Here is a 23,132-nt window from a genome sequence, read left to right on the forward strand (position 1 = left end):
AGTAAAAGATGCTGTTTTTAATAAATATTAAATATAGTCATTAATTCCAACAAATGTTTGTTCATCAGGATGATTGATATCTCAGTATCCGGTTTTAATTCTACGTGCAATAACTCCTTGACGATGTAATTCAAGTTTTGATCATACTCATGAACAAATGTAAATAGATGAATAAACTCCAATTGAAATACCAAATAACATAACAATGTTAAATGAGAAATCAGTTGCATTGTTGAAACATAATAGAACTAAAATAGCTAGAATTGTTGTTCCTGAAGTGTATAAACTTCTCTTTAATGTTTCCGCTATTGAGCTATTAACGATGTGGTCAATATCTTGCTTATCTAAAATTTTATTAATATATTGTGTTTTAATTGTTTCTCTAATCTTATCAAATGTAACCACAGTATCATTAATACTTAATCCAAGTATTGAAAGCATTGCGGCTACAATAATGGTTGAAACTTGTAATCTTGTTATAACAATAAAAGCCATAACCATTAAGAAGTCATGTAACAATCCAATAATAGCAGCTAGAGAATATGTTCAACTCATTCTAAATAGTAAGTATAGAATGATACCAGCAAATGCTATTGCTGTTGCTATAACTGCATTTAATACAAGTTTTTGAGCTTCAAGGGAAGAAATTGAATAATCAATAACTTTAAGAAGTGATTCGTGTTGTAAGACTATATCTTTAATTTGTTGTAATTGTACTACATTTAATGTTTGAGGTGTTTTAATTGAAATAGCTCAATTATCACTTGAAGAACTTACTCTACTAATTGAAATAATTGAATCCATATCAACTACTCCAACTTTTTGTGCATTTGCAATTAAATCATTTTTAATTTCTAAAGCTTGAGCATTAGTTAATTGTGCACCAACATCAGCTGTAATAGTAATATTAGTTCCACCGCTAAATTCAAGAGCTAAATTAAATCCGCCTCAAAATTGTCCTTTAGCTCCTGAAATTGAAGCAAATACAATTATTCCTATTAGCACGAAAATTAGTGAACCTAGTGCGAATCATTTTGCTTGTTTTAAATAATTATTGTTTTCAACAGCGATACCAAGTTTAGTTTTATGGTTAATATATCTTTTTCTAATTCCTAAAAGATATAACTTATCATCTAGTAATCCAGAGTTAACTAACATAGTAGCTAAAAATCTAGAAAATACTAACATGATTAAAAGAGTAAATAAGATAGAAAGTACTAATGTAACCGAGAATCCTCTTACTTCTTTTGTTCCGAAGTAAAATAGGATAAACCCAACAATTATAGTAGTTACATTGGCATCTAAAATAGATGAAAGGGAAAGCTTATTAGCATTCCTGAAGGACTTCTTCAGTGAATCACCAGTGTATACTTGCCGTTTTAATCTTTCATAAGTAATAACATTTGCATCCACACTAATTCCAATACCAATGATTAAAGCAGCTATTGTAGCTGGTGAATATTCTCCACGAAGTACTGTGAAAATAAGTAGTGTTAAGAAAATATATAAGGCAATTGATATTGTACTTAATGCCCCTAGTAACCCGTAGTTAACTAACATAAATAATGAGATTAACGTAAAAATAACAATCCCAGCATACATTGCATAATCAAATGCATTAGCATTTAAATTTGGATTTAAATAAATATTAGATAAAACACTTAATTCATAATCACTTAAACCAAAATTAATTTTATTAGCTAATTCACTTGCTTCTTGTGGTGTGAAATTACCTGTAATTTGTACATCAGCTGTGTTTAATGGTCCATTAACATTAGCATCCGAAATTAAATATTCTCTAGCATTAAATTGGTGTGTTTTTAATGCATTATATGTGTATTTCGGCTGACCATTTGGACTATATTCAATACTTGTAGCTTGATTACCTACATGAATAAAGTTTCATAAATTATGACCAGAAGCTTCTCAATCATCAGGATATCTATTTTGAGCAAGTTTAAGAAGTTTTTCTATGTTTAATCACATTAACATTCTGTGATCTTGCTGACTTGATACATATTCTGTTGCTTTTGTTCATTGTAATACAGCATCATTATTTTCTAATTTTAGTGAAACTGATGTTTTACCATCTTGTGTATTAGAAGATACACTAGCTGAATTTTGTTTAAATGGCGGAATTCAATTATTTGGTTTTAATTCATCTACAGGTGTAGTATTAATTGAATTACCAATTTTGAAATTTCCATCATAGAATAATGGTTGCAATTCAGCATTTGTAATGGTTAAAATAGGTTTATCTACAATCTCTTTTTCGAATTCAATTCTTTGCGAGTCTGTAATAGCACCACTTTTTGTGATTCTAATCTTACCATCACCTTCTGAAGAAACAGTTATTCCATTTAAACCAGTTCCGCCAGTCAGCCTTTCGAATAATGATTTATTAACCTGCTCGGTTAATTGCTTATCTGCATCTTTACCGTCTTTTTTAACTTGAACAAGGACTTCGACTCCACCACCATACTCAATGGACTTATTGACATTTTTGCTGATATACAGCGTACTTCCAAGTACAATAGCAATAATTGCTGAGATAATTGTGATGAAACCGATGACAAATCTTTTTCAATTATTTAATTTTAAAAATTTCTTTCATCTATTTTTCATAACTTTATATATTTTAGCAAAAAAAACTTATATTCATATTGAATATAAGAGATATACAAATCGTAACACTGCACAGTAATACAGATAATAAATAAGTACATTTTTGCATTTAAAATATAGTTAAATTGATTAAATTCTTAATCAAATTAAATATAATTTTTATATGATGATAAATATTAAGAATATGGAGAATATATGTTAAAACATTGTGGCTTAATTTCGCTATCTAGTGGAGCATTAGGAGAGGATTTTGTTAAGCATGAATTGCATTTAGGATTCCAACGACTTAGTGAATTTGGAATGCAAACAACTATTATGCCTAATTCATTAAAAGGTATAAAACATCTTAGTAATAATCCACAAGAACGAGCACAAGATTTAATAGATGCTTTTAAGAATGATAATATAGACCTTATACTATGTGCTATTGGTGGTAATGATACATATAAATTAATTCCTTATTTATTTGAAAATGATAGATTAAAAAAAGTTACAAAAAATAAAGTTTTTCTCGGTTATTCAGATACAACTGTTAATCATTTTATGCTTTATAAACTAGGCTTAAAAACTTTTTACGGTCAAGCTTTTTTAACCGATATTTGTGAATTATCAAATGAAATGCTACCGTATTCATACAAGTATTTTAATGAACTTATCACTACTGGAAATATTAAGGAAATAAAACCATCAAAATACTGATATAAAGAAAGAAATGATTTTTCTCCTAATGCTTTGGGGACCCAAAGAGAAATATATTCTAATGAAGGATTTATTTTACTACAAGGAAATCCAATATTTCAAGGTGAAATACTAGGTGGATGTATTGAATCTATATATAAGAATTTCCTAAATCCTGATTCAGAAGCTTATGCTATTACAAATAAATATCAAATATTTCCATCTCTTGAACAATGAAAAGACAAAATATTATTATTAGAAACTTCTGAATCTAAATCAAGTCCAGAATTATTTGCAACAATGTTACATGCTTTAAGTCAATACGGAATTTTTGATGTAATATCAGGGGTTTTAGTAGGTAAACCACAAGATAATATTTATTTCAATGAATACCAAGATATATTAAAAGAAAAATTACCATCAAATGTGCCTATTGTTTATAACATAAATGTAGGTCATGCATACCCACATTGCATTATTCCATTAGGGAAAAATGCACTAGTTAATGCTATAAACCAAACAATTAAATTTGATTTAGATAAATAAGGAGAAAATGACTAAATGTTTATGAATCTAAAAATAAGAGAAGATAATCTAGGATTAAAAATATGTTAATTTCTATTTCTTTCATTACTTCTTTATGAATGTTGCTTTTCAGTAGAAGAAAAATTTATTAAATTCAAGCACTTATGTGTAAGGATTACTATATTAAAAACGAAATAAAAATTAATGATAAATATTTTTCATTGCTTTAAAAGAAACGCTCCTTTATTTTATTATCTTGATAGGTATAGCATTATTATTTCCTATTACTCCAATTGTTCTTGAATTAAATTTTTCAAAATTATCAGAAGGATGATATTTAGACTTTAGGTTGAAAATCGAACTTCTTTTAATGTTTGACATTTTTTCATTCATACTTCCTTTCTTTATTTCATTGTTATATCTCCTCACTTACTTCACATTAAAAAAATGAAGAAAATATAATAATTTACTAAGTTCTAAAAAAGATTTAGATAGTGTTATATTTTCTAAAGTCGAAGAACGACAAATAAATCTTAAATACGAGAAACAATTCATGAAAGTTTCTTATCCTAAACAAATTGAACTCATGATGGAAAAGAAAATTAAAATATATAAGTATGGACATGGATCCTGAATAAAACCTTCTGCATATTTAAAAAAACATCATAGAGATATTTGTGTATATACACTTATGGTTCTAAATTATGATATTACAATTAGATTTTCTCAACTTGTTATGCCGCAAATGTTTCAAGATGCTTATAAAAAATATGTAAATTTTAGAAAAATAACCATAGATAAGTGATAAAAAAATAAAAATACTTTATGATAAAAATTAATAATGTTGTATTATATATACATAAATTAAATTGTTAGAGAAAGGAGTTGCTTAGCGGCAACTCTTTATCATTTACATAGGAGGAAAAATGTTTAATGAAGAATTATTAAAACAACAATTTCCTAGTATTTTAAGTGCAAAAATAACAAATGATGAAGTGTTTGGTAAAACACTTTCAGTTACTGTTGATACTAGAGATTTATCAGAAGTTGAAAAGATTTCAAAACAACTTTCATTATATTTAGAATCTCAACAGTGATTTGGTGATGATTTTGCATTAGAAGTATTATCAAAAGGAACTGATTTAACAGTTACCTTTGATAATATAGATCAATATATTGATAAATATTTAGATATTAAACTATTAAAATCATTTGATGGTTTAAACGAATTAATCGCTAAATTAATATCAATTGAAGATGATTTCATTAATTTAGAATGAAACCAAAAAGGTAGAATTAGAAAAATCAAAATTGATAAGTCTAATATATCTGAAATTAGTGAATATATAAAATTTTAAGAGGATTATATGGCTATTAGAAAAAAACAAATAGAAGTTAATGACTCACAAGAGTTTCAATTATTTAGATTAATTGAAGAAGTTGCCACAAACAACGACTTTAAATTTGAAGATGTTATGGAAATTTTCAGACAAGCAACAGAAAGAGCTTTTGTTAAAAACATTGATAAAAGTGCTGAAATTGTTTTAGTTCCTAACTTTGAAAATAAAGTTGTAAAAATGTTCAACACAACAGGTGAGGTTGTAGAAGATGATTTTGAATTCAATGAAGAAACACCCGAAGAAAAATTAATCTATATTACTATATCAGATGCTAGAAAACTTAATGACCATGCTATGTTATCAGATCAAATTGATATACCATTTACATTTGCCGATTTACCAAACAAAATTAATGTAGCAGTATTAAATGATTATAAGCAAGAATTAAAAGCTAAACAAAAAGATAAAATTGTAGCTAAATATGCTCAAATGATTGGACAAAAAGTTGATGCTAAAGTTCTTACAAGAAATAAAAATGGTTCATACAATGTAGCATTTGAAGATCAAGTTACAGCATTTTTACCAGCTAATAAAGTTAACGAAAAACTTAATTTACAACCAGGAAAGTTTATTCCTGTTTATATCGAAGCAATTGATGAAGATTCTAAATTAAGTATTATTTCAGTAACAACCACATCAAATACTGAATTACACGATTTATTATTTACCGAAATCCCAGAAATCCAAAACGGTGATTTATTAATCGTAGGAATTCAACGTGTTGCTGGTCTTAGAGCAAAAGTTGCTTTAAAAGCAAATCCTGATAGAAAAATTGATTTCGATATCATCGGTACAGTATTAGGAGAATATGCTTCTAGATTAAATGCAATTTCTGAAACACTAGGTGGTGAAAAAATCGATTTAATCAAATATGCTGATAATAAACTTGAATACATTAAAAATGCTTTAGCTCCTGCTAAATTACTTGATGTAATTTCAGTTACTGAAGAAGGTGTTGAAAAAATATATGCTATTTCAAGAGATAGTGATATTAATATAGCTATTGGTAAAAAAGGTGTTAATATCGATTTAGCTTCAAGATTAACAGGAAGCAAAATTACTGTATTAAAAGCTTCTGATGCTATTGCTAAAGGATTATCATTTAGAAAAGCTGAAGAATTTGATAAACATTACTTTAAATCAACTGAAAGAAATAAAACATCAAAAACAACTAGAACACTTAAAAATATTGATTTATTTATCGATACAGATGCATTATTTAATGACTTTAACAACGAATTAGATGAATTCGGAAATGAAGTTGTTGCTGAAAATAAACCTAAGGCTAAAAGTCCTAAGAAAAAACAAATTAATCTACAAGACCTTGATTCATTATTTGATGAAGATGCAATTAAAGCAAATGCAAATTTAGAATCATTAACTGATTATGATTTCATTAGTGAAATCGAAAAATATGATGATGAATTTGACAAAGATGATGAATCAGAATTAGATGATGAACAAAGTGATGCTGAAAAAGAAGCAAAAGCTAAAAAAGTTCTTAAAGAATTCAAAAATACTAAAGTTGAATTGAAAGACTTTAAGGTTGATGATGATTTAGCTTCTTATGGTTTATCTGATGCATTAAATGTTGATGATTTAGCTAGCGATGATTGAGAATAAAACTTGAACTAGAAAATGTATAGCTACTAATCAAATAGTAGATATATCACAATTAATTAGATTTAGTTTCGATAAAGAATCAAGCGAAGTTGAATTAGATTTAAATCATAATAAGAAAAAAAGAGGAGCATATTTCATTCCTTCAATCGAAAATTGAAATAGCATAAAGAAAACCAAAGCCCTCAATCGTGTTTTTAGAACAAATATTAAACCTGAAACTTATAGTAATATTGAGGCAGAATTAAAGGAGGTACTTTATGGCAAAGAAAAATAATAGAATTTCAAACATAGACGAAATCAAGGAACAGTTATCAAATACAAAAACTGAACTTAAAGATGGAGTTTTCATTTTTACAGAAAAAATGACAATTGCTGACTTTGCAGAAAAAATTAAAGTATCAGCAAACGATATTATCAAGAAAATGTTTATGCAAGGAAAAATGTGTACATTAAACACAATTCTTGATGAAGAACAAATTGCTGAAATTTGTTTAGATTATGGATACGATTTCCAAAAAGAAACTAACATCGATGGATCAAACTTCTTAGATGAAGTATGTTTTGTTGATGATGAAAAAGATCTTGTGAAAAGATCACCTATTATTACAGTTATGGGTCACGTTGACCACGGTAAAACAACGTTAATTGATAAAATTAGACATTCAAATGTTGTCGCAACTGAAAGCAGTGGTATTACACAACATACAGGTGCTTATCAAATTGAATATAAAGGAAATAAAATTACTTTCCTAGATACCCCAGGTCATGAAGCCTTCACACAAATGCGTGCTCGTGGAGCTAAAGTTACTGATATTGTTATTTTAGTTGTTGCAGCTGACGATGGTGTTATGCCTCAAACAAAAGAAGCTATTGAACACTCAAAAGCAGCAGGGGTTCCTATCATTGTGTTTGTTAACAAGATGGATAAACCAAATAAAGATTTAGACAGATTAAAAGGTGAACTTGCTGAAAATGACTTGCTTATCGAAGAATATGGTGGGGACACTCAAATAGTTTATGGTTCAGCTATGAATGGTGATGGATTAAACGAATTATTTGATGCTATTATGCTACTTGCTGATATGCTTGATTTAAAAGCTAATCCAAAAAGATATCCAATTGGTACAGTTATTGAATCACGTATTGATAGAGGAATCGGTTCAGTTTCAACTATTATCGTTGAAAATGGTACATTATATAAAGGTGATTTCTTAGTTGCTGGTTCTCGTTATGGTAGAGTAAGAATGATTTATGATGCTAACGGAAACACAATTGATAAAGTTGTTTCAGGAGCTCCAGCAATTATTTCAGGACTTAACTATGTACCTGATGCCGGAGATCGTTTCATTGGGTTTAATGATGAAAAATTTGCTAAGAAATTAGCCCAAGAAAAAGCTAATGCAGATAAAATGGACCTATTATACACTCAATGCAATGTTGAAGATAATGTTGATGGTAAAAAAGTTATAAACATCATAGTTAAATCTGACGTTTACGGAACTTCACAAGCTATTAAAGACCAAATTAATATGCTTGAAAATGACGATGCTATTATCAAAGTTATTTCAGCAGGAGCTGGTAATGTTAATGAAACAGATTTACTTTTAGCTAAAGCTTCAAATGCAACTATTTTCTGTTTTAACTTAAAAGTTAATCCAAACATTAAACAAAACGCTGCTACAGCAGGTGTATCATTAATCGTGCATAATGTTATTTATAAAATTATTGAAGATTGTCAAAAAATGCTTGATGGAGAAAAAGCTCCAATTTATGAAGAACAAAAAATCGGAGAGGCACACATTATGAAAGTATTTTACTATTCTAAAGTTGGTAAAATTGCAGGATGTATGTGTGATTCCGGAGTTGTAAAATCTAATAGTAAAGTAAAAGTTATTAGAGCAGGAAAAAGTATATATGAAGGTGTTATTGATTCACTTAAACGTGATAAAAATGACACTAAAGAAGTTGTCAAAGGTAAAGACTTTGGTACACATATCAAAGGATTTAATGATATACAAGAAGACGACGTTTTAGAATTCTATGAAGATGTAAGGGTTAATTAAACATGGATTTAAACAAATACATTAAAAATGTTCCAGATTTTCCTAAAAAAGGAATTATATTTAAAGATATCGCACCATTATTAAACTCACCCGAAGCTTTCAATTATGTAATTGATGAGATGAGTAAATATATTGCTGATGCCGATATCATTGTAGCACCTGATGCTAGAGGATTTATTTTTGGTACACCAGTAGCTTATAAAACCAAAAAACCTTTTGTTATGGTTAGAAAAGCTGGTAAATTACCAGGAAATACCATTAAACAAAATTACGATTTAGAATATGGAAATAATACATTAGAAATACAAGCTGATGTTATCAAACCTGGTCTAAAAGCCGTTATTGTTGATGATATTTTAGCAACTGGCGGTACTACTAAAGCAATAATTGATTTATTAAGAAATCAAGGAATAACAGTAACTGATTTAGTAGTTTTATTCGTTATTCCTGGTTTAGATGCTGAATCTAAGCTTGGAAATATTAAAATTCATTCTATTATGTAAACTGATTAATTACATAAAAAACAGCAATCACTTGTTAGTGGTTGCTATTTTATTTTATTTATTTTTGTTTCTCTTAAATACAGCTGTACTTAATCCTGTAATAAATGCTAATGCAGATATTGCAACAAGAATAGGTCATCAAAGTAATTTATTTCTAACTTTAAAATCTTGTTCAATAAATGATTTTAAGGCAGGAGATGCTTTTTGGTATTCAGAAGAGTTCTTTAAGTTATTGATTACATTTAAATCATCTGGAGTAAGTGTTAATTTCTTATTTCGATCAAGAATTTCAGGAAGGTTTTTACTTGCAAGTGCTTGAGCAAATGCTTTATCATTTTGCATTTCGCTTCCTAATCCTTGTGATGCTATATGTAATTTTTCCTTATCATTTGTTTTTAATGCAGTAATAATATCATTAAATTTATTTACATTATTCTTATGAGCATTAATCTTTTCATTAGCTTTACTTTGTAATTCAACATATGGATTATTTACAATATTACTAATGTTATTTGCTTTGCTTACTGTATGAGCAATATTATTATCAAATGCTTTATCAGTAGCTTTTTGTTTTAGTAATTCATTAAATTGTGTCTTATTGACATTTAATTGATTTACTGAATCATCTAATTCTAATAATGGATTAATTTTGTCTTTATTAACAATAGACATAAATGGAGCAAATAAATCACTTACATTTTGTTTAGTAGTATCATTATCCATCTTAGCATCAAGAACTTTAATTGCTGATTGAATGCCTTGTTTAATTGCTTCATTAGCTAACTGAATGTTATTAATTTTATCTATAGCACCTTGATAAGTTACTTGTTTATCAAATTCTTCTAATGCTTTATCACTAGCTTTCTTATCAATGAATTCTGAATTATTAGCAACAAAATCATTTGCTTGAGTAATTCTTTCGTTATTTATATTTTTAAATTCTTTATCTGAGAATTTATCAATTTCACCACTAGCTTGTGAAACATTTTCTACAGCTTTATTAACTTGGCTAATTCCACCTTTATTAATGAATTCAACTGGATTACTGTTGTATAAATCAAGTAATTCTTCAGCAATCTTCTTGTTATTATTGTATTTATCTTGAAGTGCTTTAGGAGCATTAAATAACTTATTAGCATTAACATTTTGAATTGATTTATTTAATGAATCTTTATCATCTTTAATATCTGAAGCAACTTTTTGTGATTTATCTCTTCCAGATAAATTATCATAAGCTTGTTGTAATGCTTTATTTAAATCATTTACTTCACTAGCATTATTATTCTTGTAAACTGTTCCATTTTGAGGAATAATTCCTTTTGCTTCAGAAATAGCTTTATCAAGACTAGCTTTTTCTTCTTCACTAGATAATAAGTAATCGTATGAAACAACAGGAACTTCTTTTAGTTCATTAGGAATATTATTATATGTATTTTTTAATGCTTTCATTCCTTTATTAAGTTCACTAACATTGTTACTTAATGCTTCTACATCTTTAGGTGTTTTAGCTTTAGCAACATCAGATACATATTTATCTTTTTGTTCTTTATTTAAATCAGTTAAATTATAAACATTATTAATAGCATTAATTTGAGCATTATTTAGTAATTGTTTATCTGCTTGTGATTTAATTTCATTTTCAGTAACATCAGGTTTATTAACTAGAGCGATAGAATTTGGTGTTTCAGGAACAATTACCGAATCATATTCACCTGTTTTAATTTCAGGAGCTTTGGCTATTGCTATTTCTAAATCATTAGTTTTAATTGCTTTATTTAAATCAACAACTTGTTTTTCTACATCAGCTAAATCAACATTATCAATGTTTTGATTCATTTCAATTGCTTTAGCTTCTTGATTTGCAAGATTATTTGATTTATCCTTAATTTCTTGAGCCTTAGTTATAGCTTTTTGCAATTTTTCTTTTGGTTCTGCTAAAGCTTTTTTACTATCAGCTAAAGCATTATTTAAATCACTAGCTTGTCTATTATAAACTTTACTTGGTTGATCATCAAGTTTAGCAATATTTTTAGCATCATTAATTGCTTTATTTAACTTACCAATTACATTTTCTCTAGTTTTGCTATCTTTAACTTTTTGAGCTTCTTTAAGTTCTTCATTTAATATTGTAGCTTCTTGTATTGCTTTTACAAGAATATCTTTAGCAGCTAAATGTTTAAGCTTATCATTTAACTCATTAAGTTTGTCTATAGTAGTTGTATTTGGTGTTTTAATAGCTTTAGAAGCTTCATTTAACAATGAAACTAAGTCTTCAGATTTATCTTTTGAATTATTAGCTATATCAATTGTATCTTTAAGTTCTCTTGCCTTATTGAATCAATTTAATTTAGCAGCTTCATTATCATAGAATTCTTTAGTATTTTGCATATTAGTATTTGGATACTTAATAATTTCTAATGCATGATCTAAAATTGGTGTTGCTTCTTTGCTTCAGAATTCATCATTTCTTAAATCATTTGCTTTATCATATGCTAATACTAGATTTTCTTTTAATACTTGATGATTAATCTTGTCTAAAACTTGTGCATCTTGAGTTCTTGAAGTTGAAGCATTTAATTCTTCTGCAGCACCATCTAGAGCAAGAGCAAATGCTTTTGATTCTTTAAGTTCATTACTTAATTGAGTATTAAACTTGTTATATTCATCTTTTGCTTTTAATTGTTCAATTAATCTAGCATCTTTTAATGCTTTGTATAAATTAATATTAGCTTCTGATAATTTTTCACTCATATTAGCAACATTATATTTATTATCATCATTGAACATATTATCTTTGTTAGCATAAGTAATAGCATCATTTCCCACAGCTTTTACAGCTTGAATTTCAGCATTTACACTGGTAATTAACTTATCTACATTTGTAATATATGTTTCAATATCATCATTGCTTAAAGAATCAGTATTTAAAGCATTTGTAATTGTAGTTTTTTGTTCAACTAAAGCATCTTTATCTTTAACTAATTTATTAATTAAATAATTATATTGTGCTAATTGATCAAGACTAATATTATCTGGTTTGCTAAATCTTGTAATTAAATTATCTAAATCTTGAATCTTGTTCTTTAAGCTTCCGATATTAGTATTTAAAGCAACTATATTTTCTAATTTAGCATCTAAGTCTTCTTTAGTATTTTGTTTGTTTAATTCTTCTTTAGCTTTAGCAATTTGTTTTTCATTTAAGTTATGTAATTTATCAACATTTTCTAATGCTTTAGTTAAATTATTATTTCCATTAAGTTTTTCATTAGCTTTATTAATATTGCTAATTAAATCATTAATATCATTTACATTAGTTGAAGTAATTGCATCTTTTTGCAATGTAGGTAATACTTGATCTGTAGTTAGATTATTAATTAAATCTTGATTATTAGCATCAGCTAATTTGTAATTCTTAGAATCTTTAACTTTAGCTAATTCGTTAACTTTATTTTGCAATGTTTCCATTGCTTTATCTAATTCATTTGCTTTTGTAATAATATCTTGAATTTCTTTAGAATTTTTAGCCTTAGTGATATCTTCATTTAATTTACCTTTTTGCAAGTCTGATAAATGAGCTAATTTTCCAATTTCATCTTTAGCATCTTCTTTAGTTTTGGTTAAAGCTTCAAGTTCTTTATTTACTTTTTCTAGAATATCTTTTAAAGCTTTTGTTGCATTAGTTACTGAATTATTATCATTATTAGCTTTAAGTTTTGAATTATCTAATAATTTATTAGCTTTAGCTAATTCATTAGTAATTGCATCTTTAAGTTCTGCAGAGATTGAATCTTTTGCTTCAAACTTATTAACATCATCAAGCGCTTTAATTGCTTCATTAAGATTTTTAACTACTTTATCTAATTCTTTAGCTACAGAAACAATATCATTTGCATCAGCAATTGTTTTTGCATTGTTGACTTTTTCATTAAGTTGTTCTTTTAATTCATCAGATAAGTTTTCTAATTTATTTATTTCATCAGTTGCATTACTAATTGCTTTAGTTAAATTACTATCACCATTTAATGCTTTAATATTGTTATTTACTTCTGTGGTTTTATTAGTTAAATCTTTAATTACTTTATCTAGATTTTCATTATTATCAAAATCATTTAACTCTTTAGCTTTCGCTAAATCTTGTTCTAATAATTTTTCATTATTATCTAGATTTTCTTTTAATTTATCATCAGCTTGAGAATAAGCTGGTGTATTAAGCACTTTATCATGCTTATCTTTAGTATCTTGAGCATTTTTAATTGCTTTATCTAATGCACTAGCTTTTGAAGCAATTTCTTTAGCTTTAGCTGAATCTGATGCATTATTAATCTTGTCTTTTAATTTATCTTTTTGTTCTTTACTTAAATTATTTAATTGTTCAATATCAGCTTTCGCATTATTTTGAGCTGTTTCAAAATTTTTAGCTCCATTTAAGCCATCTTTAGCATTATTTAGATTACTTAGTAATTTATTTAATTCATCTGATGTTTTATTTGCATAATTATCGTCTTTAGCTTTTTTAGCTTCATCTAAAGCATTATTAAATTGATCTTGTTTATCTTTATCAGCTTCTTTATATGCAACATCTTGTTTATTAAGTTCTTCGGTTGTTTTGATTGCTTCATTAAGTTTCTTAGTTGTTTCATCTAAGGTTTTTGCTTTCTCAACAACAGATTTAATATCTGCTTTATTTGTTTTAGCATCAACTTCAGTTTTTAAAGCATCTTTTTGTTTTTGAGTTAAGTTGGTAAGCTTATCTATAGCATCTTTTGCATTTTGTGCTGCTTGAGATACTACTTTAATATCATTATTTGCATTAGTAATAGCTCTTTGTAAAGCTTCTTTTAATGTATTTAAGTCTTGAGCTGTAGTATCACCGGCTTTTAGTTTATTATTATCTAATACATTATTTGCATTAGTGATAGCACTTACTAAAGCATTTTTATTGTCTTGTGAAACTTTATTTACATTATCAGAACTATTTAATTCTGTAGCTTTAATTAATTGTTCAACTAAATCATTTGTACCTTTATCTAACTCACTAACCTTTTGTACTTTATTATTTACATCAGTTACTAAGTTAGTTGAATTTATATCATTTTTATCAGCTGTTTTATGTTGATCTGAAAGATTTTGCAATTGTTCAATATTACTATTAGCTTGTTCTTTAGCTTTTGCTAGATTACCATTTCCATCAAGATTATTATTAGCTTCATCTAATGCTTTCTTAGCTTCTTGTAATTTTTTAAACATTTCATCAACTTTATCTGTAGATGTAATTGCTTTAGCATCTTGTATTGCTTGGGTTGAATTTTCTAGTTCTTTATCTAAAGCTTGTTGTTTTTCTTCTGAAGCATTTAAATAGTTATATTTAGCCGGTTCAGTATTATTATCTTTATTAATTTTATCAGCTGAAGCTTTTAGAGCTTTAATTGCATCATCTAAATCTGTTGCTTTTTTCACTACTTCATTTATTTCAGAAATTGTATTTTTACCATTAGCTTCATTACTTAAAGCTTTCTTTTGTTCATTATCTAGATGTAATTTTGAATAAATAGTTGTATTAGCTTTTTCTTTAGCTTTTGCTACATTAGCATCACCATCAAGTTGTTCTAATGGTGTGGTAATTGTATTAGCTTTAGCTAAGATGTCAGATGCATCTAAACTTGATTGTTTGTCTTTTGCTAATTCTTCTAATTTCTTATCTGAAGCAACTGTATCAAGAGCTGCTTTTTTATCAACTGAAGCTTGTGTGTATTGTGGTTTAGATTTAATATCTTGAACACTTGTAATTGCATCAGCTAATTTCTTCATTGCATCTGATAAGTTGTTAGCTGTATTCATTATGTCATGAATTTCTTCTTTAGTTGCAGCTTTATTAACTTGACCTTTTAATGCATCTTTTTGTGTTCGTGATAAGTTGTCCATTGTATCAATGTCAGCTGCTTTTTTAGTTCTTAAAGTTTCTAAATCTAATGCATCACTTTTAATAGCTTCTAGAGCACGAGATATCTTTTGATTTGCTTGTGTAATATCTTCTTTGCTTACAGAATCATTTAATAAGTTATCTGTAAGAAGTTTTTTAGCATCACTTAAAGCATTATTAACTTTTTCTTTAGTTGGCGCTGAAATACCTTCATAACTAGGTTCTGTAGTTTTACCTTCAAGTTTAGCTATATTATCTTTTAATGTTTTTGTTGCTTGATTTAATTCATTTGCATTAGTAACAACTTCGTTTACATCATTTATTGTTGTTTTATTAGTAACTTGATTTTCAAAATTTTGTTTATATGGTTGTGATAAATGCTCAAGTGCTTCAATAGTACCTGTACCTTTAGCTTTTGCTTTGTCTAATAAATCTTGACCATTTAAATTGGTTCTAGCTTCTTTAGCTTTATTACCTTGATCTGCTAATTCACTGACATATTTATTAATTTCATCAAGAGAATCAAATACATCATCTTGTTTGATGCTTTCTACTTTTGAATTTAACAATGTATCTTTTGAATTGAAATCTTGTTTTTTCTCATTATCAGCTTCTAAGTAATTTGGTTTTACTTTTTCAGCATTATTATCAGTTAAGATTTTTTCAGCTTCACTTAAGGCATCATTTAATGATTTAGCAGCTTGTTTTAATGAATTAATATCATCAGCTTTATTAGAAGTTTGAATACTATTAGCAATATTTTCTTTTTGTTTTGCTGATAATTTTTCATTTTCATTAATAGCTTTAATAACTTGATCTTTTAATGCTTGTAAATTATTATCACCATTTAAATTATTCTTACCATCATTTAAATCTTTGGTTAATTTTTGAATTTCTTCAGCTGTTTTATGACTTAATTTAGCTTCGTATGCAACTTTAGCTTCTTGAATAACTTTATCAAATGCTTCTTGTTTATTTTTATCAGCTAAAGCATAAGCATTATCTGTTTTTTGTACTTTTTCAGCATTAGTTTTTGCTGTATTAAATTCACCAGTAGCAGTATTTAAGGTTGTAGCTTTTGAAGATACTTTATTAATATCTTGAATAGTATTAGCATTATTTACTTCAGTAGCAAGCTCATTCTTTTGCACATCTGTTAGGTTTGTTAATGATGAATTAATTGTATTAATTGCTTGTTCTCTAGCTTTTTTCACTTCAGAAATTTGATTTGCTATTGTTTGCATTGCATTATCAATTGCTTGTTTTTTAGCTTCTAATTGATCAGCAAATTCATTAGGTTTCATCTTATTAGATGAATCTAATATATTATTTTTCACATCATTAATTGCATTGCTTAAAGCTTGTTTTTGTTGTTCTGTTGATATAGCAATAACATCAACATTCTTTTCATATGCATTAGCTTCAGTAACTTTAGCAATTAATTCGCCTGCTTTAGTATCTGTTTTTATAGCTTTTTGCTTAATTGCATTTACATCACTAACGGTATTTGCATTAGCTACTTGTTGTTTTAAATTATCTTTTACTTGATCATTTAAATTATTTAATACTTCAATCGCACCATTTGCTTCAGATTTAGCATTTGATAAATTCAACTCACCATTTAAAGCATTATTTGCTGTACTTAAAGCTTGTGAAGCTTCATTAACATCTTTTAATGCTTCGGTTAAGTTTGAAGCTACAATTTCATTATTTTGTTTTAATTTATCTAATTCATTAATCAAGTTTGTAATTGCTGTATTGAATTCTTCTTGCTTATCTAAATCCGCTTGAGTATATTTAACAGTTGATTTAGTATTATTAGCATTTGTTAATGTTTCGTTTAAATCTTTAATCTTATCATCAAGAGTTTTAGCAAGTTTTGTGATTCTATCAATTGCATCTTTTGTTGTAGCACTTTGTACCAAATCTTTGAAGTGTTGTTTTTGTTCTGGAGTAATTTGTTTTAATTGATCAATTGAATCTTTAGCTGTTTTTTGTAATTTTGCAAATTCCGCATCACCATCTAAAGAACTTATTACTTGTTTTGCATTATTTACTAATGCTTCAACTTCACCTGGAGTTGTAGCATTATTAGCATTAGTTAAATATGTTGCATTGTTACCAAATAATTCATCAAATTTATTCTTTGGTTCACTTGTAGCATAAATGTAATTATTGCTTGATTTAGCTTTTGATGCATTTGTAAATTCTTTTTCAAGTAAAGCCATTTTCCCATCTAAATCATTTGCTTTAGTAACTACTGCATTTAATAATTCATTATTATATGTATCTTTATTATTAATTTCTTCAGCTAGTTTAGTTTTTTGATTTTGATTTAGATGTGGTAAATTAGCTATTTCTTTAGCTTTTTGAGCTTTATTATCAAGAAGCTTTTGATATTTATCATTAATTGTTTTAATTGCATCAGTAATTGATTTTGTTAATTCTTTAGCTTTTGCAATATCAACATTTTCAATAGCTTTATTATCATTATTAAATTTAGCTTTAGCATTGGTTTGTGCATCAAGTACATTTTGTTTATTCGAATCATTATCTAAAGCATGGAATTTATTATCTTTAGCAGTATTTGCAATTAAATCATTTAATTCATTTAATTTTGTTCTAGCTGTGCCAAATTCAGTATCAATATCTTTTTTAGTTTCAAATGTTTCATTGGCTTCTTTAATTGAATTTGTATTTTCAATGTCATCAATATATGATTGCTTAATTTGATCAGAAACATTATTAAATTGTGTTCTAACCTTATTAGTTAATTCTTCTTTTAATTTAACTAATTTAGTATCACCATTTAAAGCTTTGAAATCTTCTTTATATTTATCAATATCTTTTGCATATTGAGCATTTAATTCAGCAATTTTATCAGGCCAAGAAATTTTTCCTTCACTATTATCATTTTTAGCTAATTCAGATAATGTTTCTCCTAATTTAGTTGCTATATTAACAACTTTTACTTCAGAAGCATCATAAGCTGTACGAAGTTTTTCATCAGCATCTAAGTATTTCTGATTTGATTTAATATTTCTTGGACTTTGGATAATGTTATTGTAAACACTAGCTTGTTTTTGTAATTTTCCTAATTCTTCAAATGATAATTCAGCAGCTTTTGCTGAAGCTAAATCATCCTTGTTTTTTAAATTATTCTTTAGTTGTTCTTTTTGTTCTTGAGTGTAAATAGTTAAATTAGCTTGATCTACTTTATTTAATAAATCAATTAAATTCTTTTGACCATCTAATTTACTAATCGAATCTGTAATATCACTTGAAAGTTGTTTACTTGATTCAATAAAGGTATCTAATTGGCTAGTAGCTGTAATTTGCATATTGTCTAAATTACTTTTAGCCGTTTTTAATTCTTCTAATTTAGAATTAAATTTATTTTTAATTTCATCAGAAGCAAATCTATATGGAATATTATTGCTTGATTTTACTTTTAATCCTTCAGCTTTTGTAATATTAGTATTCATAGTATCATATGTTAAAACTACATCATCTAACTTATTACTTAAATCATTTACAAATTGTTTGCTTGTTGCATTTCCTGCTAGAGTTTTTAAACTATCTTTTAATGTATTTGATAAGGTTGTTTTATCAACTTTTTCTTTAAATTTACCAATAGCATCATTTAATTCCACTAGTTTTTGATATTCATCGTAGTAATATTGATCAACATTAGCTTTTGGAGATGAAATAAGGTCTTTAGTGATTTTTGCATAATTTTCAGGAGTTAAAGCTTCGTTTCAAGTAAAGAAGTTTCCATATGTATCTCAGTCACTTTTTACTTTTTCATCTGATTCTCAAAATGTTGGGAATTTATTATTGCTCAATCTTTCTTCTGTAAAATCATATCTAGCAATTGTTTTCTCAATGTTTGAAACAAAATCATTTTTAAGAGCTTGATTTTGAATATTATTTAATGACTTAACTTTTTCTTTTAATTCCACTACTAAAGATTTAAAAATTGAATGATAGAAACTTGAATCAAACATTATTTTTAAATCATCTAATTTTGCATTTTTTTCACCTTTTGAAGTTTCTAAAATTTCTTTTAAAGGTGAATAAGTTTCTTTAAATGCAATTTTTGATTTAATAATTGAATTTAAGAATTCATCATAATTATTATTATCAATAAGATTACCAGTAGTAAAGCCATTCTTTTTATTAATAGATGTTAATCCTTGTGCAAGGGCTTCTAATTTAGAAAATCTTAAGTTATTTCCAGCTTGTAAAATTGCTTCAGATGTTATTGCATACTTATTAATTTTTGCCAATAAAGCATTAATTAAATATGAATATAAAGCATCAGCTAATCCAGCATCTTGAATTAATCCTAAATTTTCAAATGTTGGAGCTAGATTAAGATTTAAAATAGGACTTAAGTATCTATTAATTTCATCATCACTTAAAGCATTAGGGAAGTTTTTACTAATAAATGATTTTAATACATCATTTAATTTAAATCCATTTTGTCCTAATACTTGATTTAATTTTTCACTTAATTCTTTATTAACTCTATTTTTATTTTTAATAAAGTTATAAATATTACTCTTAAATCCATTATCTTCGTATTTAGCTAATGTTTTTGATTCTGTTGCTAAATAACTTCTGGCATCTTCAGATAATTCATATTTAAATGATGAATTTTGCAATGCAGGTAATTCTGTACCGTTTAAATCATATCAATGTGGCATATTATTAAATTCATCAAATGATTTAATAAAGTAAACTGCATTTTTAAGGTTCTTAATATTTTCAGTTGTATTTTTACTTGATAAAATTTCATCTACTAAATGATTTATATTGTAATTGTCTAAAATGTTATTTTTAAATTCTTTAGCTTTTTCAGGAGTCATAACCTTAGCATCATAGCTATCTTTGTATCCAAATCACTTACTTAATTTAATAAATTCAGGATTTGATTCGTCGCCTAAAGTTGTAACCAATTTTTCTAATATTGTGTATTTAGGAACATTATTTAAATATTCTTGGTAAGCATTTTTAAATTCATCTAATGTTTCAGTTGTGACTGTATCTTTTAAATATTTCTTTAATAATTCAAAATTACTTAATACAGTATTTAGGTTATTAATTTCGATTTCAGAGTTTGCATTGTTATTTAAATATTTAGCTAATTGATATAATTGATTTTTCTTTTTAAATATGCTTAGTTCAGAATCAATATCATTTACTAGTTTATTATATACTTGCTCTCCATTCATTTGAGCAACTAATGTATTAAATCTTTCTAGTAATCTATCATAATGAGCCATTCTAGGATTATCGTTAGGGGTATCAAATATAATTTCACCGTCATTTTCATTAATTCCCATTTTTAGAATAGTGAAATCTTTTTTCATTGTTTCCTTAATTCTAGGAACAACTAAATCAATTTGTTCTTTATTATCTGATAATCTATAATTAACAGTATTTAAAACATTTAAATCAATTTTATCAAAAGCTTTTTTGTCATAATTTAATTTACTTATATTTTTAACAAAATCTGTTCAATAATTTGTGTATAACGAAGTTTCTGGAGTTTCAACATTAAGTACTGTTTTGCCATCAAAACGTTTTCTTCAGAAATCTTGTTTTATTGTTGATTTAATTTTGATTAATTGGGTGTCTAACAATGGTTCATTTTTATATAATAATTCACTTTCTAGTGGATTTTTTTCTAATTTCGCTAATAAAGCTTCTTTATTCTTATATTCTTGAGAAATATGGTATGAAATTGTACCACTAAAAGTACCGTCAAAAGGATTTCATTCAAATATATTAGATTTAGTATCGAATTTAAAGCTTCCTTCTTGAGTTTTAGTAATTGGTTCTAATGTTATTCCATCAAATCCATTAAGTTTTGTTGTATCAATCTTAAAGTTGTTGAATTGTGTTCTATATCCATTGGTTTTGAAATTTAGACTGTTTTTTGTTATATCTCATGGAATATTAAATTTATCAATTAGTTTACCATTTTGATAAATATTAAATCCTGTAATTTCTGGATAATCATGATATTGATCATTGTACTGTTCCATTTTTTCAGTTAGATTGATATTGATTTGTCTATCTTTTGTTCTTGAAGCATATGAAATAGCTGCACCAGTATATTGGTTTCTTGTAACACCAAGATATGATGGAGTTAAATATTTATTTCTGAATTCATCGAAAGATAACCCAGTATTTGCAATAGTTTTGTTAAATGCTCATCTATTGTCAGTTCAAGGTCAATCACGGATTATATCTTTATCACTGTGGTATAAACCAGAAACAAAAGAATTATAATTAATTCTATTATCAACAAAGGTATTTGCTTCTATATCATTATCATCATCTAGTCTAGTTATTGCATTACTGTATTTCTTTCTAGTTTGAAATTTAATTGTAACCATAGGGATTGGTCTTTTATTTGTATCGTATCTATTTTTATCTAAAGCGGTTTCATAGTGAAATAGAAATAAAGTACCGGTATTTGCTTTAAAATTATTAGTATCAGCATTGTGACTTTTTAACTCATTATGATATTTGTCTGTATCTAAACCAATACCAAAATATCTAGCATATCCATATTGCTTTTTTTCGTCTGGTGATTGTGTTAATGAAAGTAAAATATCAATTTTATTTGGTGATAAAACTCCATCATAAGAATTTTTATTTCTAACATCAGTTGTAATGTATTCAATACCATTAATAGCAGGTCTATAATCACTTAAATTTTCGTATTCAGGAATTATGTTAAGTTTTCATGGTTCAAGTCCCTTATTACCTTCGCTATCTACATGATTTCAGTCATACATTCAATTTCCCTTACGATGGCGTCCATTTTCCATATCAAATTTAACACTTCTTACTCAGAAGCTATTGATATCATTATATTTTGCATTAGGTGAATTAAAATCTTGATCAGCACTATTATCGAAATATCCATTATTATCAACAAATCTAATATATGTTCCATATTTATCTCATAAATAAGTGGGTTGATCTTGAGGTTGAATACCATTATCAGTGATACTTGGATCATTTTTGGTATTAGGATTATCACCAGTAATAGAGTAAGACATAACTCTACGGCGGTCAGCTTCATTCTTAACTATATGGTCATTATCTTCTACTCCCATATATTCCATTTTAATAGATAATGTTCCAGGTATTAATTCTAAGTCATTTGATAATGCAAAACCGTATGTTCTTTGTCCGAATGGATATTCATTCTTTCAAAAGTGACCTAAATCATAATAATTATTATCAAGAGTTCCTGATTCATAAATTAATTCTCATGTTTGTTTGCCTGCATTTCATTGTTCTTCAGTTGGCACTTTGGTAAATTTAACTAATCTTTCAGCATTTTGCTTATTCATAGTCACATCAACATATTTAGCATACCCAAAATTAACATTTTCTATATTTTCGTATTCTTTCCTATTTTGATATTGATTAACATCAATAATTTTATTAGGCAAAAATACTTCCATGTTTTCTTCTGTTAAAACATTATCAGCATTCGATAATGTAGTTAATGGTAATAAAACAGAGCCTGATAAAGCAGCAACAGTCACTAATGTTTTTCTAGTTTTATTACTTCTTGAATTTTTAGACATATTTTCTCCTATTCTACTTTTTAACTTAAGTTAAAAAGCAATAAATTTAAAATATTTTTAGTAGATTTTTTTATGTTTACAAAATTATATTATTTTATTTATACCATACAACATTGTATAGCACTATAATATAGGCTTAAATGAAATAAATTCATAAATTATAAAAAAAAAAATCTTGG

The 23,132-nt window shown here is 26.6% G+C and carries 9 protein-coding genes; 7 read left to right on the forward strand and 2 right to left on the reverse strand.

What is annotated here, in order from left to right:
* Positions 1 to 27: 27 nt before the first annotated feature.
* On the reverse strand, positions 28 to 2,625 hold the full coding sequence (gene secDF, locus SAM46_RS02480) for a protein translocase subunit SecDF (protein ID WP_078746978.1): 2,598 nt from the start codon (positions 2,623 to 2,625) through the stop codon (positions 28 to 30).
* Positions 2,626 to 2,820: 195 nt separating this feature from the next.
* Here secDF and SAM46_RS02485 point away from each other — a divergent pair, with 195 nt between their 5' ends.
* The 7 genes from SAM46_RS02485 (at position 2,821) to SAM46_RS02515 (ending at position 9,417) form a co-directional block, all read left to right on the forward strand.
* Positions 2,821 to 3,849 carry a S66 family peptidase gene (locus SAM46_RS02485; RefSeq protein ID WP_078746979.1) on the forward strand — a complete coding sequence of 343 codons (1,029 nt, stop codon included), beginning with the start codon at positions 2,821 to 2,823 and terminating at the stop codon, positions 3,847 to 3,849.
* A 235-nt stretch (positions 3,850 to 4,084) separates the two neighbouring features.
* Positions 4,085 to 4,636, forward strand: coding sequence for a hypothetical protein (locus SAM46_RS02490; RefSeq protein ID WP_143826109.1), 552 nt, complete (start codon positions 4,085 to 4,087; stop codon positions 4,634 to 4,636).
* Positions 4,637 to 4,754: 118 nt separating this feature from the next.
* A complete protein-coding gene (locus SAM46_RS02495; protein WP_078746981.1) occupies positions 4,755 to 5,186 on the forward strand; it encodes an LSm family protein in 432 nt (143 codons plus the stop codon).
* Between the two features lie 9 nt (positions 5,187 to 5,195).
* The gene (locus SAM46_RS02500; RefSeq protein ID WP_078746982.1) at positions 5,196 to 6,851 is read left to right on the forward strand and encodes a NusA N-terminal domain-containing protein; all 1,656 of its coding nucleotides are present in this window, start codon (positions 5,196 to 5,198) and stop codon (positions 6,849 to 6,851) included.
* Complete coding sequence (locus SAM46_RS02505) at positions 6,838 to 7,125, forward strand: YlxR family protein (protein WP_078746983.1); 288 nt, start codon at positions 6,838 to 6,840, stop codon at positions 7,123 to 7,125. Before SAM46_RS02500 ends, SAM46_RS02505 begins: the two co-directional genes overlap by 14 nt.
* The gene (gene infB, locus SAM46_RS02510; protein ID WP_078746984.1) at positions 7,109 to 8,914 is read left to right on the forward strand and encodes a translation initiation factor IF-2; all 1,806 of its coding nucleotides are present in this window, start codon (positions 7,109 to 7,111) and stop codon (positions 8,912 to 8,914) included. The genes SAM46_RS02505 and infB overlap by 17 nt, the downstream gene beginning before the upstream one ends.
* 2 nt (positions 8,915 to 8,916) lie before the next feature.
* A complete protein-coding gene (locus tag SAM46_RS02515; protein WP_078746985.1) occupies positions 8,917 to 9,417 on the forward strand; it encodes an adenine phosphoribosyltransferase in 501 nt (166 codons plus the stop codon).
* A gap of 54 nt (positions 9,418 to 9,471) precedes the next feature.
* On the opposite strand, the gene SAM46_RS02520 is transcribed toward SAM46_RS02515, so the two are convergent.
* On the reverse strand, positions 9,472 to 22,953 hold the full coding sequence (locus tag SAM46_RS02520; RefSeq protein WP_078746986.1) for a GA module-containing protein: 13,482 nt from the start codon (positions 22,951 to 22,953) through the stop codon (positions 9,472 to 9,474).
* Between the last annotated feature and the right edge of the window lie 179 nt (positions 22,954 to 23,132).

Source organism: Mycoplasmopsis verecunda, assembly GCF_033546915.1.
Taxonomy (GTDB): Bacteria; Bacillota_I; Bacilli_A; order Mycoplasmatales; family Metamycoplasmataceae; genus Mycoplasmopsis; species Mycoplasmopsis verecunda.